Source organism: Escherichia sp. E10V10 (genome assembly GCF_004211985.1).
In the GTDB taxonomy this organism is placed as follows: domain Bacteria; phylum Pseudomonadota; class Gammaproteobacteria; order Enterobacterales; family Enterobacteriaceae; genus Escherichia.
On record NZ_RHJO01000015.1, the window covers coordinates 89,732 to 106,081 of the forward strand.

Consider the following 16,350-nt stretch of genomic DNA (forward strand, 5'->3'; position numbering starts at 1 on the left):
CTTTATTGCCCTGGTGATTCGGATGATGCGTCATACATCGCGCATAAACACTCATCAATCAGCCAGTCATCTTCCCAGACCTGATATCGTGTGCCCTGTTCAGGCTGCCTAAGCGGGTTCTCAATCGCTTGCCGCGAGCGTTCTTTCAGGATGGATTGATTGTTGTCAGCCCAGGTATTGATTTGGGCGGTAATAGCTTTATCGTCATCATCCTGCTCAAAGCTACTATTCTGGATATTCTCTTCCCTGTTATGCCACAGTAAACATGCCACTGACACTGTGGGCTGGTAACCGGGTACAGAGATAACGGCATCAAGCAATGGCGCAAGGGCGATATCGGCACGGAAAAACATTTCCAGCATGTACTGTAATTCGACAGCTTCATCGCCAGATACCCAATCAGCCATATACTGGCAGGCAAATTGCTGCAATATCGCCAGTTCATCCGCACGCCAGTTTGCTTTATTAGCCAGGTTGATACGGCGCAGAGAAAAGACTTCGTGAATATTGTCAAAATACCCCTGCGCAACAAATTCCAGTAGACGCGGCAGAAAATAACGGACTTCATCGCTGTTTTGCGGATCAGGACCAGGACTACTATTCCAGGCATTGATTAAAGAATAAGGGATCGCTCGTAACGATGTATTCCGTAATGCCTTTTGTTCCTGCTGACTCAGGCAATATTCACAACAAACCACAAATTGCTTCGGCACCGGATAACGGTGAAAGGTGTGATATATCTGCTCAATTAATGCCTGCATGGCGGGGCTGGGTTGCATAATTACCCCCTCGCCCGCTGGTCGCGTGTAAACGGTTGATAAACAAAACGAGCATTCGCCGCGTTCAGGCGAATAATGGTAGTATCCATATTATTTCCCTGCTCTAAGGTTGCGTTTTATACAGCGGCACATAGCCCACATCCTCTACCAATTGCTGCCCCTGCGGGCTTAAAAACCAGTCAACGAATTTCTGCGTTTCCGGCGTGGGGTTTTCACGCGTCACCATATAGGCATCCACAACATAGGGATAAGATCCGTTACGAATATTTTCCTCTGTAGGCGCAACGCCGTTTATAGCCAACAGTTTGATCTGTTTGCGCATTTTAAGCATATTGTCATTCATACGTGTGACGTAATAGTGGAAGGTGTATCCAATGGAAGATGGTGTATTTTGGTAGTCGGCGACTTCGGTAATTAAACCGCCCATAAGATCAATAACAGTGGATTTTTTGGCTGGCAGCATTGGAGTATCTTGCATAACCAGTCCCTTCATAACCGTTTGGCTTCCTGAATCTTCTGGCCGCTGCCAGACTTTTATACTTTCGTCACTGCCGCCCACTTTATTCCAGCGACTCACTTTACCGCTAAAAATGTCTTTGACCTGCCGTTCGCTAAGTGAATTAACCGGGTTTTTGATATCAACGATAAAGACAAAGGCTTCGCGGGCAAACGCGGTATATTTCAGCTTAACACCCGCTTCTCCTGCACGTTTTTTCTGCCCTTCAGAGGGTTGCGCGACAAAAATAACAGTCGCAGTACCTTTAATCAGACTATCGTAGGCTTCCGCTGTTCGGGTTTGCTGTAAACCATACGCCTGCCAGGCCAGCGAGGTTTGATCCGCATCTTTCGGCTCCGGTACTAATTCATAATATGCAGAAGCATACAGCGGGTATAAAGCTGTTGCACCGTACACTCTCGGCCATCTTGTCCAATCTTCGCTGTAACGGAATTCAGGTTGTCCCCGCAGAGACGTCAGGCCATGGCTCTCTTCTTCCCTGACGCTGTTATAGTACCCTTCCCGGTCGGCGCATCCCGCCAGTAATACTGCACCTAACAGTAAAACGCCTGTGAATTTATTCATCGCGTTGATTCCTTTCCCTCGAGGGTTATTTCATTGTTGGATACATCGGCACATATCCCACATCTTCCACCAGGCTCTGCCCTTGCGGAGTTAAAAACCATTCCACCAATTTTTGTGTCTCTGACGTCGTATTTTCCCGCGTTACCATAAAGGCATCGACGATATACGGATATTTGCCGTTACGGATGTTTTCCGCAGTCGGTGTAATACCGTTAATCGATAACAATTTGATATTTTTGTCAGCATTCATTTGCGTCGCGTAATAGCGGAAGGTGTAGCCTATTGCGTTGTTTGTATTACGGTATTCGGCAACAACTTTAATCATTCCTCCCATCATACTAGCCACCTCAGTTTCCTGTGGTGAGATCATGCGGACATTTTTCATAACCTGTGATTGCATCACCGTCTGACTGCCAGAGTCTTCCGGGCGTTGCCAGGTCTGGATCTCCTGATCATTACCGCCAACCGTGCGCCAGTTGGTAATTGAGCCACTGAAGATGTCACGCACTTGTTGTTCAGTCAGGGAATTAACCGGGTTATCCGCATTGACGATGAAAACAAACGCTTCACGGGCGAAAGGTGTGTAGTTCAAAGTGACGCCCGATTCCCCTGCGCGTTTTTTCTGCCCACCGGAAGGTTGAGCCACAAAGATAATATCGGCATCACCTTTAACAATCTTATTATATGCTTCGGGGGTACGAGAGTTATCCAGATATTCCCAGACGTGAAAATCCTCTGGTATTACGCTTAACGCATAAAAGGCAGAAGCATAAATTGGGTACGCTGCCGTGGCGCCATCGAGTCGCGGCCAGTTTTGAGTGAACTGAATTTGCGGTTTACCACGCAGTGGCGTCAGTTGATTATTGAGTTTATCGGGTTGCCAGGCCCAGGTATCAATATTTTCGCGTACACCAACGCCTGGATTAAGTTCTTTATATAAATGAGCCTGATAACCAGCGATAAAACCAAGCATGAGAAGGATAAACAGGAGGGAATTACGGCAACGTAGCCCGGATGTGCCGGTTAAAGAATGTCTGGTTGGCCAGCTGTATCCTAGCGAAAAACTGATATGCGCCCCAACGGGAATAATGACTACCCACCAGTACTCACCACCGACTAATGAGACTAACAAAACGCCCAGCCAGGGGAGCATAAGGTCTGCCAACCAACCTGATCCCATCTGGCGAAATTGATAATCTGCCAGATGCAGCGTGATTATCCAGCCAATCAGGGTTAATAAAGCGGGAACTAAAAAAAGACATTGCCGCCAGGCGGCTATTTCTCTTTTTTCTGGTGCACTATCGCCCGCCCATACTCGCCCCGAGAAAAATAGCATTATCGCACCCAGCGCCAACATAAAAATGTTAAGCAGAAGGTAAATTGTTGGCGTGAAGAGTAAATTGCAAACTTCAAGAATGGCGGCAAGCCCGGCACCCAGCATGGCAACAACCGCTGCCAAAAATTGCGTCAGTATGGGGATGCCGAAAAAAGTCATTACCAGCGAGGTCAAAATCCATTTTCTGTTTTGCATATTATTCATCCTTGCTGTTACTGTGCTTTATTTTTCACCGATGGCTAAAAGCGGGCTAATCCGTTTCTGCACTGACTCATACATCACTGGTATTCCACCCGCAAAACAGCCAGGGCATTATAACGACCCGCAGCGGGTAGTCGCCCTGTGGTACTAACGGGTAGAGACAGAAAAGTCACGTCTGCTGTCTGAGCTGACTCAGCTCGGTTTTCAATTAACTTAAATGGCACACCAACATGCGCAGCAAGGGCGTTCAAGTCTACGGATTCCTGTTGGCTATCCATAATCATAATGCCAACGTCTGGGTTATCCTCCGCCTGAATAATGCTTTGCCGGCCATTAACATCTCTCGTTGATGAGATATTGCCATCAAAAACCAGCGTCATTACGGCATCAATATCCTTATTCGTACAATTTATCGGAATAGTGGTTGCAACTGGAGAAACACCTGTTGGCTTTGCTCCAGCGCCAGCACGACTTAACTCACTGGCCCAAACATCCGGCATATTAACCGTAAAGCTGGTGCCCTCATTAATTGTGCAGCCTTGTGGAACCTCAATATTTAAGTTACCAATATAAGCATTAAATACGGGAATTGGTCCGTGCTCTGTTGGGAATTGGCTGACATACAAAGAAACCAGCAATACGTTATTTATCGATATATCGGATATTATTTTTTTATCAAGTCTAATTTTTATATAACCTTCTGTTCCAGAGGACCAATTATCTGGTTTACTTCTGTCCGCTGGATAATTGGTGCTATAGTTCTCAAAAGGTACCGTCTTATCTGTCATTGTGCCGTTTTTATTATAAAGTTTAATATGTGTCAAAACAGATATCTCATGTGTCAATGGTATAAATATATCGCTCCCCTGATGATCACCAGCCGCTCCCGACGGATCAATACCAGACACACCAGAAAAATAAATTTCATAATCATCCAGAGAATTACAATAAGCCTTATAACGCCCTATTTTCCAGCTCTGTGTTGGTAACACTGTTCCGGGAGAATTATTATTAACATCTGAGACAGTCACCGTACCAAAGTTATAAGAAAATGTCGCAGGAGTAGTATTATTACCTGGTGCACCAGGATAACAAAAAGCGCGATCCCGTCCCATATCTTCCGCATATACGATGTTATAGCAGCTACTGACTAAAAGAATAAACAATATACAAATTGCTTTTATATTTCCCCAAAAATAAGTAAGCATCATGCTTCTCCGGTTATCCATGTATCGCTACTGCACCCATAGCATTATTTTGTAAAACATTTAATTTTACGCTCCAAACAGGTAAAGCATTATTGTAAAGATCCAACGTTTGCCAGTTAATCTCACAATTTCCTTGCCGCTGACACCAATTCTGTTGACGATGACTAAATGGTGCGACCATGCCACCATTTACGCTTTTACCATCAATAGATAAATTATAGAGTGTCACATACCAGGGCGTAGGGTTAAAAATGGTGACAGCTTCATTGTGTCGCGACCACCGTAACTGTTGATAAGCATCAAGTGGATTACCTGATAACGTCTCCGGGCGATAAAATATTTTCATCCTATTGCGTACAGCTACCTGGAGTTGATTTTCGTTCTTAAGTTGTGAGTTTTGTTCCTGAGCAGGTAACGCTGCAACATTCAGTATAAATAAACTCTCACGATCCACAGGTAACTGACCACCCACGCGATTAATTCTTATTTTGGTATTTTTATCTTGTTTAAGTACCAATAATGGTGGTGTGGCAATAAACGCCTTATTTGGTAGTAAAGGTTGGGATTCCAGTGTGCCTTTTAACTGGCGGCCATCATCAGGTGTCACGGAAATTTTAACCAGCATATCTTTACTGGCAGTATTTTTAAGCTCGACCGAAATTGATGACTGCTTTTCTGGGTAAACAAAACGGGTACCGCCAACAACAACTCCTGCCTGCGCATTTGTGCAACACATAAAAAAGCATATCAGCACATTAATCATAAGTGACGATAAAGGAAACTGATGCATTCGCCTCTCCTGGTTGTACATCATTTTTTATAGCTTTATAAGCAGCAAAGAAATGCAATGTATTATCTACCAATGGTGTAAGGGCATAACTTGTACTCTTTATACCATTACTAATACTTTGTTTGTTGTTGTCAAAAATAGCCAGTGCTAACCCCTCGACTGAGCCCTCTTCCAGTTTATATAGGGCCGTGTCTTCACTAACTGATGTTCCATCAAACGTGACATTGGCATGACCGACATCACTGCCACAACGGGTTAACTTTACAGAGAAGCCAACTTTTTCAGTAACACTCCCTGAATTTCTCACCCTATAACTGGGAACATCAGGCATGTTAACTGTGAAATTTTTAGACTCATCGGCAACAATACAAGTCTTTGCCGTTATTATTCCTTCTATACGTACAACACCTGTATGTGTTGTATCATCAGCAATGGATGGCATTGATATCACAGAGAATAACAGAGCAATTAAATTCCAGGAGCGCGTCATATTATCCTCACTGATAATCTATATCAAAGTACAACAGTGCATTCGCCTGCCCCGCATGTACGTTTTGCTGAGTTGACTTATAGCGGAGTTTAAAGGCTAAACTGGCATCGCCATTATTATCTAAAATTAATTCTTTGAACCCTGACTCACTATTAATTGATATAATTTTATCATTGCTATCTAAAATTTCGACGCCCACTCCAGTTGCACTATCTGCACTGGAAGTAAGGCGTAATAAAGTGGTATTGATAGCATCAGTATCTCCAGTAAACCTCACATTAGCACTTACTCCTGAACTATAAACAGTACTGGTTGTTGTAGGACATCCTTCCAGATTGATCGTAAATGTATGGCTGCCAGAAACATCCCCTACATTCAAAAAATCATTGACGTCATAAGTTCCCATATTTACTGGCTGATCTTTGCTTCCAGCTGTAATATCACACGTTTTTGCTAATAATTGTCCTGTAAATGTGACTATTACGGTATCGTTAGCCAGTGCGTTACATGAAATCACCATCATGAATAATGATGTAAAAATTAATAGAATAAATTTCTGTAATATATTCATTAGCGGCACTCCAGATTTGCATAGCTAATGGCATTATCCAGCTCGCTTTCCGGTAATTGATAGCTTGCCTGACATTGCTGATAAGAACTTTCTCCCCACTGTATATTTATTATGCCTTGTAAAGGCAAACCGGAGAGATAAACCTGCCCACTGTCACCCACTATTCCTGTAATCTGAGTGGTCCCCTCAGTGGGTACACTGGCCGTCGCACCAAATGGAACTGGTTTATTACGATAGTGAAGATTAAATAAACCACGAATACCGACATGTGCATTAAACTCAGCGCGAACTAAAGCACCTTTACTGGGTATCACTTCCATAGTAGTGGCATCTAATTCTGTATGCATACTCATAGACATAGGGTCTAAAGAGATATTATTACGCCGATATTCCGTGGCATAAGGCACGACAGCATAGCCACGCCAGTCTGTTTTAACCCCCGTTCCGCGCTCCACATTTACATTGTTTGCTCCTGGTGCTTTTATCAGTATATTTGTTTCACCTAACGGCTGACTTAGCGTTAAACCATTTTCGTGAACAACCATGGCACCACTTAAACCATAGTTAAATTGCTGGTTACCATTATTATCGTAGCTGTATCCGGAATTTAGTGAACCATAAGTACCGCGGTAATTTAAACCTACCGATCCATTTCCGCTATTATTCTGATTGGCAAAATTTTGTTGAATATTATAGTTGAGATTATGTTGTTCCAGCAGTGAACCAGATACTCCAGCATACTGATTCACATGACCGCTATTATCTTGACTGTAACCATAGGTCGCAGTCATAGAATTTGTCGCAGTGCGCCCATCGACTGCTGGTGATAACCAATTGCTGATCGGCAATGATATATTGACGGATAAGATTCTGTCCGCATCTGAACCTGGTGATTTGCTGTAATTATAAGCAATATTTAAATAAACCCCATGCACACTCGTATTATAGCCAACCTGGTATAAGGTATCTTTATTATTCGTATTCCAGTAAGTTTGTTGACTCGCTGCCAAATACATAGAGCCATATTCACCCAATGGTTGTGATATATTCGCCTGAAATTTTCCTCTTTTGTTATAACGTAAATTATAAAAATCATTCCAGTTATAAACATAGTCTTTTTCATTAAGGGTATCTGGATCGATAACCGTACCCGACATTTGTTTGTATGTCGTATCACTCAACGAATAAAATCCCTCCGTCGAGTAACGATAACCAATAATCTGAAAAGCCGTACCTGTTTGCACTAACGATTTTGAGTATAGAAAACGGTACGATTGCCCTTGATGTTTACTGCCATCAGCAAGCGTGCTATTGGCTTGCGTCAAATCAAATGAGGTCGCACCAAACATACCAAGGTTGAACCCAAGCCCGAGTGCTATTGCCCGATAATTATTAGCGTATTGTATCCCTCCATAGGCGGTAATATCCCAGGGTAACCCCCAAATCAAATCGCCTTGAAAGATATTCGGATTGTTTTGATTATAGCTATTACTACGATATTTACCGGCAGTTGCGGAATATTTAATATGTCCTTCGCGTTGAAGGATGGGTACAGCGGCGTAAGGAATGGTATAGATAGTTTCGGAATTATCAGACTCTTTGATCGTAACTTCTAAATCCCCTGCGGAAGACGTAGGGTTCAGATCGTTGATTTCAAAAGGCCCAGGGGGAGTATATGTCTGATAAATAACATAGCCATTTTGTTTAATCGTGACCTGGGCATTACTTTTAGCAATGCCGCGCACAGTCGGGGCAAAGCCACTTTGGCTATCCGGCAGCATGTTTTCATCGGACTCAAGTTTGACACCCCGAATACTCACGCTGTCGAAAACATCTGATGAAGACCAGGTATCACCCAGTGTTAATTCACTTTTGAATGGAATAATGACCCGTTGTAACGTACTACTCACATGTGCAATTTTACCCGGTGAATTACCTGAACGACTCCATGTAGAATAATCACGAAAACGCCACGCTCCTAAGTTTAAACCTGAACGAAGATTTAAATAATAACTATCAGACGCATAGTCTCCACGATCGCTGTTGCCAGAAAAATCATAATTAATAAGAATGGCTGGGATACCATTATCCCATTCCTCAGGTGGAATATAACCACGTGCTTCATGCTTTAATATTGCCTGCGGAAAGGTCAGTTTGAGTCGTTGCGCATCCAGTTCAGGAGTATATTGAACTTCTGCAAACCATATACGTAAATCGAGACAATTATTCCCCTCTGCTTGCGCCTGCTCCGGCAATGCACTTTTGTTAATTCCTAAAGTAACTAACTCATCGAGCGAAAAACAGGGGATCAACTGATTCTGATCATCAGCTTTGAAAGTAACCTTACGTGATGTCAAAGGCGAATCATTGACCCATATTTCAACCTCATAGCTACCAGGAAGATACGTCATCCCTTTCTCAAAACGAGATAAATCAGCAACAGCTTCAGTATCACCCGACAGGAATGCAGGGTTAAAGCGCATACCCGCCACTGAACACGTAGGCAAAAGTGTCAGTAGAAGCAGCATACACCGCCTCATCTGCTTGTGCCTTGCCATCCTGTGTTCGAGTTTTCTGAGCTTTAGGTTCATATCCCTGACCTGAGTTGCTTTAACGTTTTAATCTTCCAGGTTTATTGCATCGTTCCCTTTTGCCTGGCCGTTGTGGCACCGTAATCATTGATAGTTTGATAAGTAATTTCACCGGCTAACGTCACTGGTGAAGACACTGTTACGTCACTTTTCGGTGGAACAAACGCATTGGGTAATTTTGCCCCTTGCACCCTGATTCCAGTCACCGTCAGATAATAGGGAGAAGGGTTAATGACTCTCAGCTGTTTACCTTCGTATTTAAATCGCAGCATATCCCGTGCTTTACCAGCTTGAACGGGTAAATTATTCGGACGGTAAAATAATTTAATTCTGTTTTGTAACGCCAGTTGTAACGTGTTTTTCTGGGTATTCTTCTCATCCGTTGGCGGAATCGCTTTCACATTCATCCAGAATAATGTTTCGCGATCAGTCGGTAACTGTGATTTACCAATAAACATTATCCTCAATGAGGCTTCTTTTCGCGTTGGCAACATAAATAAAGGAGGCGTAACCACAAAATCCTGACTTTTTTTACTGCTTTGATTGTCATCAATCCATGACTGGATTAAATAGCTGGTGTTAGCCCCACCATTCTGTACACTTAACGTAATTTGCTGACTGTCAGATGGATAAACCAGACGCGTAGAACCAAGACCGAAGCCACCCGCAGCAATAGCATTGATAGATATGGCGGATAGTAAAAATAGAACACCGGCCCTTATGACATAATGAGCCTTCTGCAAAGAATTAATGTTTCTATTCGTAAAACATTTATTTTTTGAAATCCATCTCATACTGCATCCTTGTAGATGAAATTAATTGTAATTACTGATACGAGTCTATTTATTACAAATAAACACGTAATATTAATTTCAGGCTACAAGTAACTGTAACCTGAAATTATTTTGCTGTAATTATTCGTACAGCACGACGAAACTTGCCGTAGCTTTCACCAGACCTGGTGCAACGGAACTACCGTTCTGCGCATAGCCTGCGGTAAATGCGGCAGTAAAATCATGGGTAGCAGCATCGCCAGGAATCACGTAAGCTGCCGAAGAACCACTCCCCTGAGGAGTTTGTGTATTCAGTTTAATCAGGCCATCAGTTGTCGTGTTTTTAGAATAAATACGAATCCCTACACCTGTTGCTCCCGTTTCGCCAGTACCATCAGCATTAGCAAGTCCTTCCACTTCATTGGCAAGCGTCTGGTTGGCACCGTCTGCGGCGCCAGTAAAACGAAACTCAATGTCTTGACTGTCCGTATTGCTACAATCGGTCAGCTTAATGTTGAAGTCAGTCTGGTTACTGGCGCCCGTCGCTTCGGTATCAATGCCCGTGAAAGCGTTAGAAGGTACGACTGGCAGTACCACTTCAATCTGTTTTGATTCTGTAGCGACCTTACACGTCGCTTTAACCACTCGACCAGTAAAGCGAATGTTTCCGCCCATCGCATCAGTGTTGTCATCCATATCGGTGAGTTTTGGATAATCAGCGGTGCTCCAGTTTTTATCCGCACCACCAAATTGTGATGCATCGTCTGGCGCAGCGGTTACCGCAGTTGACATCAGCATTCCTGATGCGAGTAAAACCACGGATAAATTAGATAGATTGAATTTCATTTATACCTTTCCTTTTGTTAAAAAATCCAAGCAATATTGGCGATTATTTTTACATTCAGCTTTAACAAATCACATTATTTAAATGAATAAAGCTGGTGTGGTTAACCCCAGAAAATTAAGAGATATAATGGCTGGAAAATATTATATAAGCTGCCTGGTAATGTAACTAAAAGAATCCATGCTCGCAATGATTGACTTTATATAAAAATACAGTCATTTGAAAACAAAGAGATTTATTTTAGGCAGTATAACTGAGGAGCGCGGCAATATATAAATATAATAAATAATTTATTAGTCACTTATAATGCTTATTATATGATACATACTCAGATGAGGATTTTTATTAAGAATTAATAAATATTAATTATATATCGATACTGTATGTAAATTGTCATGACATATCGTTTATCTGATATAAAAATGCCGTGTGCCCATTAACGATAGCTTTAAGGGAACACACGGCAGTTACCACTTTGCGAACTTACAATCTCACTGGATCAATATGCCAGATATGATCGGCGTACTCTTTGATCGTACGGTCTGAAGAGAAGTAGCCCATATTGGCGATGTTAAGCATCGCTTTTGCTGTCCACTCTTCCTGACGCTCGTAGAGTTCGTCGACTTTATCCTGACAATCGACATAGCTGCGATAATCCGCCAGTACCTGATAGTGGTCGCCAAAGTTGATCAGCGAATCAACCAGATCGCGATAGCGTCCCGGATCTTCCGGACTGAATACACCGCTGCCGATTTGCGTCAGCACCTGATGCAGCTCTTCATCTTTCTCGTAGTATTCACGCGGTTTGTAACCCTGACGACGCAGTTCTTCCACTTCTTCCGCTGTGTTACCAAAGATAAAGATATTGTCATCACCGACATGATCCAGCATTTCGACGTTCGCACCGTCCAGCGTACCGATAGTCAGCGCGCCGTTAAGGGCAAACTTCATGTTACTGGTGCCGGAGGCTTCCGTCCCCGCCAGCGAAATCTGTTCAGACAGATCGGCCGCCGGAATGATCAACTGCGCAAGACTAACGCTGTAGTTCGGGATAAACACCACTTTCAACTTGTCGCCAATCTGCGGATCGTTGTTGATCACTTTAGCTACATCGTTGATCAAATGGATAATGTGCTTCGCCATGTAATAAGCCGAAGCGGCCTTGCCACCAAAAATATTCACGCGCGGCACCCAATTAGCATCCGGATCGGCCTTGATACGGTTATAACGAGTGATAACGTGCAACACATTCATCAATTGACGTTTGTATTCGTGAATACGTTTGATCTGCACATCAAACAGCGCCTTCGGATTCACCACCACATTCAACTGCTGGGCGATGTACTCGGCCAGACGTTTTTTGTTATCCAGCTTCGCCTGATGCACCGCATGGTTGACCATCGGGAAATCACAATGCTGTTGCAGCTCGCTCAGCAGGCTAAGGTCGGTGCGCCAGTTACGGCCCAGGTGCTCGTCCAGCACAGCTGAAAGCGATGGGTTCGCTACCGCCAGCCAGCGACGCGGCGTCACACCGTTGGTAACGTTGGTGAAACGACCCGGGAAAATTTTCGCAAAATCAGCAAACAGCGACTGCACCATCAGGTTAGAGTGCAACTCTGAAACACCGTTAACTTTATGACTCACGACAACCGCCAGCCAGGCCATCCGCACACGACGCCCGTTGGATTCATCAATGATTGACGCCCGTCCCAGCAGGTCAGTGTCGTTCGGATACTGCTCTTGCAAGGTTTTCAGGAAATAGTCATTGATTTCAAAGATTATCTGCAAGTGACGCGGCAGAATTTTACCCAGCATATCGACCGGCCAGGTTTCCAGCGCCTCGCTCATCAGCGTGTGGTTGGTGTAAGAGAAGACCTCGCAGCACACTTCAAAAGCGTCATCCCAGCTGAATTTATGCTCGTCAATCAGCAGACGCATCAGCTCAGGAATCGACAGCACCGGATGAGTGTCATTGAGATGAATCGCGATTTTATCTGCCAGATTATCGTAGGTTTTATGCAGCTGATAATGGCGGCTTAAAATGTCCTGAATGGTCGAGGAAACCAGGAAGTATTCCTGACGCAGACGCAGTTCACGCCCGGAATAAGTGGAGTCGTCCGGGTACAGTACGCGGGATACGTTCTCGGAGTGGTTTTTGTCTTCCACCGCCGCGAAGTAGTCCCCCTGGTTGAATTTACCCAGGTTAATTTCGCTACTGGCTTGTGCGCTCCATAAACGCAGGGTATTAGTTGCGTCAGTGTCATAGCCGGGGATTATCTGGTCATAAGCAACGGCCAGAATTTCTTCAGTTTCAATCCAGCGAGTTTTCTTGCCTTCTTGCTGAATACGTCCACCAAAACGCACTTTGTAGCGCGTATTGTGTCGTTTAAATTCCCACGGGTTGCCGTATTCCAGCCAGTAGTCCGGTGACTCTTTCTGACTGCCGTTAACGATGTTCTGCTTGAACATGCCGTAGTCGTAACGAATACCGTAGCCGCGACCTGGTAACCCTAAAGTCGCCAGTGAATCCAGGAAGCAAGCTGCCAGGCGTCCCAGACCACCGTTCCCGAGGCCCGGGTCATTTTCTTCATCAATCAACTCTTCGAGATTTAACCCCATCGACTCCAGCGCCCCCTGAACATCGTCATAAATACCTAACGACAACATGGCGTTGGAGAGAGTACGGCCAATCAAAAACTCCATCGAAAGGTAATAAACCTGACGAGTTTCTTGCGACAGTTGGGCACGGTTCGAGCGTAACCAGCGCTCCACGAGACGATCGCGCACAGCAAATAACGTTGCGTTCAGCCATTCATGTTTATTGGCGACGACCGGGTCCTTTCCAATCGTAAACATCAGCTTATAAGCGATAGAATGCTTAAGAGCTTCTACGCTAAGCGTGGGCGATGAATATGTAAACGGAGCATTCATATAGGCGTTTCCTGAAAACTATTTCAAGCGATAGTAAAGCTCACGGTACGACTTCGCCGCGACCTGCCAGCTAAAATCCATTGCCATAGCCTGACGTTGCACAAACCGCCAAAGTGAAGGACGGGACCAAAGTACAAAAGCACGTCGAATAGCCCGTAACAGCGACCAGGCATTACTATCTTCAAAGACAAACCCACTGGCGACGCCATCTGCGAGGTTCTCTAGAGAACTGTCAGAGACTGTATCAGCAAGCCCACCGGTACGCCGCACCAAAGGCAGCGTGCCGTACTTCAATCCATAAAGTTGTGTTAAACCGCACGGTTCAAAACGACTGGGCACCAGAATGACGTCCGCGCCGCCCATAATGCGATGCGAAAATGCTTCGTGATAACCAATCTGTACACCAACCTGACCGGGGTGTTCCGCTGCTGCAGCAAGGAAACCTTCCTGCAATACCGGATCGCCCGCGCCGAGCAGCGCCAGTTGTCCGCCCTGTTCCAGAAGGCCCGGTAAGGCTTCTAACACCAGATCCAGGCCTTTCTGGCTGGTCAGACGGCTCACCACTGCAAAAAGCGGCACTTTATCGTCAACCTTAAGCCCCATTGCGATTTGCAACTGGCGCTTATTCTCCGCTTTATCCTCCAATGAATCGCGGGTGTAACGCGAGGCTAAAAGTAAGTCCGTCTCTGGACTCCAGATTTTCTCGTCCACGCCGTTCAGTACGCCGGAAAGTCGTCCTTCACGATGACGCTGCTGAAGTAGACCTTCCATACCGTAGGCAAACTGTGGTTCAGTAATCTCGCGAGCGTAGGTCGGACTAACCGCTGTAATATGGTCAGCGTAATACAGTCCGGCTTTCAGGAAAGAGATTTGCCCGTTGAACTCCAGCCCGTGAACATTAAAGAATGACCACGGCAGTTGGATGTCATTCATGTGATGTGCATAAAACATGCCTTGATAGGCCAGATTGTGCACAGTAAACACAGACTTCGCCGGACGCCCGCGTGCCGCCAGATACGCAGGCGCAAGGCCTGCATGCCAGTCGTGCGCGTGCACTACATCAGGGCGCCAGAATGGGTCCAGCCCACTGGCCATTTCTGCCCCGACCCACCCCAACAGCGCAAAACGCAACACGTTGTCAGTGTAGGCAAATAAGTTGGTATCGTGATACGGGCTTCCGGGACGATCGTAGAGATGCGGCGCGTCAATCAGGTAAATACCAACCCCGTTGTAATGACCGAACAACAGCGTGATATGCCCGGCAAAGGTATCACGACGAGATACCACCTGCGCATCGGTCACGCCACGGCGAATATCGGGAAATGCAGGCAACAGTACGCGAGCGTCAACGCCGTCTGCGATTTGTGCTGCGGGTAATGCCCCAATAACATCAGCCAGACCGCCGGTTTTAAGCAGCGGGAACATCTCTGAACATACATGTAAAACCTGCATTATCGCTCCTGTTTATACCCTAACTTCCGTAGCATTTCGCGCGTAACCAGCACGATGCCTTCTTCTGAACGATAGAAACGACGTGCATCTTCCTCTGCATCCTCACCAATCACCATGCCTTCCGGAATGACACAAGCGCGGTCAATGACACAGCGGCGCAGACGGCACGAGCGACCTACCCATACTTCCGGTAACAATACGGCGGAATCAATGTTGCAGAATGAATTAACACGAACGCGCGAGAACAGAACGGACTGCACCACCACTGAACCAGAGATTACACAACCGCCGGAAACCAGTGAGTTAAGGGTCATCCCATGGCTACCGGAGCGATCCTGAACAAATTTCGCTGGTGGCAATGATTCATTGTAGGTGCGAATTGGCCAGTTGCGATCGTACATATCCAGTTCCGGCACCACAGAGGCCAGATCAAGGTTCGCTTTCCAGTAAGCTTCCAGCGTACCCACATCGCGCCAGTACGGCTCGGCGTCTGGGTCAGACTGTACGCAAGAGAGAGGGAATGGATGCGCATAAGCCAGGCCTGCTTCGGTGATTTTTGGAATCAAATCTTTACCAAAGTCGTGGCTGGAGTTTTCATCGCGATCGTCTTCTTCCAGCAATTCATATAGATAGTCGGCGTCAAAGACGTAGATACCCATACTCGCCAGAGATTTGCTCGGATCGTTTGGCATTGATGGCGGGTTAGCCGGTTTTTCAACAAATTCGATAATTTTATCGTTTTCATCGACTGCCATAACGCCAAATGCAGAGGCTTCTTCAATCGGTACTGGCATACAAGCAACAGTACAACGCGCACCTTTTTCGACGTGGTCGATAAGCATTCGCGAGTAGTCTTGCTTGTAGATGTGGTCACCAGCCAGGATCACCACATACTCCGCTTTATAGCGGCGGATGATATCGAGGTTTTGAGTGACCGCGTCTGCGGTACCGCGATACCAGTTTTCCCCTTTCATTCTCTGCTGCGCGGGCAGCAGGTCGACAAACTCGTTCATTTCTTCATTGAAGAACGACCAGCCGCGCTGAATATGCTGCACCAGGGTGTGAGACTGGTACTGGGTGATCACGCCCATACGACGGATCCCAGAGTTGATGCAGTTGGACAGCGCAAAGTCGATAATGCGGAACTTACCGCCGAAGTGTACGGCAGGCTTTGCTCTCTTATTGGTTAAATCCTTCAGGCGAGTACCACGTCCTCCCGCCAGTATCAGGGCAACAGATTTCAATGGCAGCTGGCGCGCCAACATTAAGTGATCGTTCTTCTCTAAACTAACCATGACTAACT

The 16,350-nt window shown here is 45.4% G+C and carries 13 protein-coding genes; all 13 read right to left on the minus strand.

Going from position 1 to position 16,350, the window contains the following annotated elements; all coding sequences use genetic code 11:
• Window positions 1–2: 2 nt before the first annotated feature.
• Window positions 3–779 (minus strand): hypothetical protein, encoded by a 777-nt coding sequence (locus D9736_RS16200; protein ID WP_130217696.1) that lies wholly within the window; start codon window positions 777–779, stop codon window positions 3–5.
• A gap of 103 nt (window positions 780–882) precedes the next feature.
• Window positions 883–1,860, minus strand: coding sequence for a PstS family phosphate ABC transporter substrate-binding protein (locus D9736_RS16205; RefSeq protein ID WP_130217698.1), 978 nt, complete (start codon window positions 1,858–1,860; stop codon window positions 883–885).
• Window positions 1,861–1,885: 25 nt separating this feature from the next.
• Window positions 1,886–3,391: a PstS family phosphate ABC transporter substrate-binding protein gene (locus D9736_RS16210; RefSeq protein ID WP_130217700.1), complete on the minus strand. Its 1,506-nt coding sequence runs from the start codon at window positions 3,389–3,391 to the stop codon at window positions 1,886–1,888.
• 83 nt (window positions 3,392–3,474) lie between these two features.
• Complete coding sequence (locus D9736_RS16215; protein WP_130258764.1) at window positions 3,475–4,605, minus strand: fimbrial protein; 1,131 nt, start codon at window positions 4,603–4,605, stop codon at window positions 3,475–3,477.
• A 13-nt stretch (window positions 4,606–4,618) separates the two neighbouring features.
• The gene (locus D9736_RS16220) at window positions 4,619–5,395 is read right to left on the minus strand and encodes a molecular chaperone (protein ID WP_130258710.1); all 777 of its coding nucleotides are present in this window, start codon (window positions 5,393–5,395) and stop codon (window positions 4,619–4,621) included.
• A complete protein-coding gene (locus D9736_RS16225) occupies window positions 5,361–5,885 on the minus strand; it encodes a fimbrial protein (protein WP_130221374.1) in 525 nt (174 codons plus the stop codon). The genes D9736_RS16220 and D9736_RS16225 overlap by 35 nt, the downstream gene beginning before the upstream one ends.
• Before the next feature lie 7 nt (window positions 5,886–5,892).
• On the minus strand, window positions 5,893–6,456 hold the full coding sequence (locus tag D9736_RS16230; protein ID WP_130258711.1) for a fimbrial protein: 564 nt from the start codon (window positions 6,454–6,456) through the stop codon (window positions 5,893–5,895).
• Window positions 6,456–9,047 (minus strand): fimbrial biogenesis usher protein, encoded by a 2,592-nt coding sequence (locus D9736_RS16235; RefSeq protein WP_165383168.1) that lies wholly within the window; start codon window positions 9,045–9,047, stop codon window positions 6,456–6,458. Before D9736_RS16235 ends, D9736_RS16230 begins: the two co-directional genes overlap by 1 nt.
• A gap of 41 nt (window positions 9,048–9,088) precedes the next feature.
• Window positions 9,089–9,841: a fimbria/pilus periplasmic chaperone gene (locus D9736_RS16240; RefSeq protein ID WP_130258712.1), complete on the minus strand. Its 753-nt coding sequence runs from the start codon at window positions 9,839–9,841 to the stop codon at window positions 9,089–9,091.
• A gap of 120 nt (window positions 9,842–9,961) precedes the next feature.
• Window positions 9,962–10,666 carry a fimbrial protein gene (locus D9736_RS16245; protein ID WP_130258713.1) on the minus strand — a complete coding sequence of 235 codons (705 nt, stop codon included), beginning with the start codon at window positions 10,664–10,666 and terminating at the stop codon, window positions 9,962–9,964.
• A 481-nt stretch (window positions 10,667–11,147) separates the two neighbouring features.
• Window positions 11,148–13,595, minus strand: coding sequence for a glycogen phosphorylase (glgP, locus tag D9736_RS16250; RefSeq protein WP_130221371.1), 2,448 nt, complete (start codon window positions 13,593–13,595; stop codon window positions 11,148–11,150).
• An 18-nt stretch (window positions 13,596–13,613) separates the two neighbouring features.
• The gene (gene glgA / locus D9736_RS16255) at window positions 13,614–15,047 is read right to left on the minus strand and encodes a glycogen synthase GlgA (protein WP_130217712.1); all 1,434 of its coding nucleotides are present in this window, start codon (window positions 15,045–15,047) and stop codon (window positions 13,614–13,616) included.
• Entirely contained in the window at window positions 15,047–16,342 is a 1,296-nt protein-coding gene (gene glgC, locus D9736_RS16260; RefSeq protein ID WP_130217714.1) for a glucose-1-phosphate adenylyltransferase, read from the minus strand. The genes glgA and glgC overlap by 1 nt, the downstream gene beginning before the upstream one ends.
• Between the last annotated feature and the right edge of the window lie 8 nt (window positions 16,343–16,350).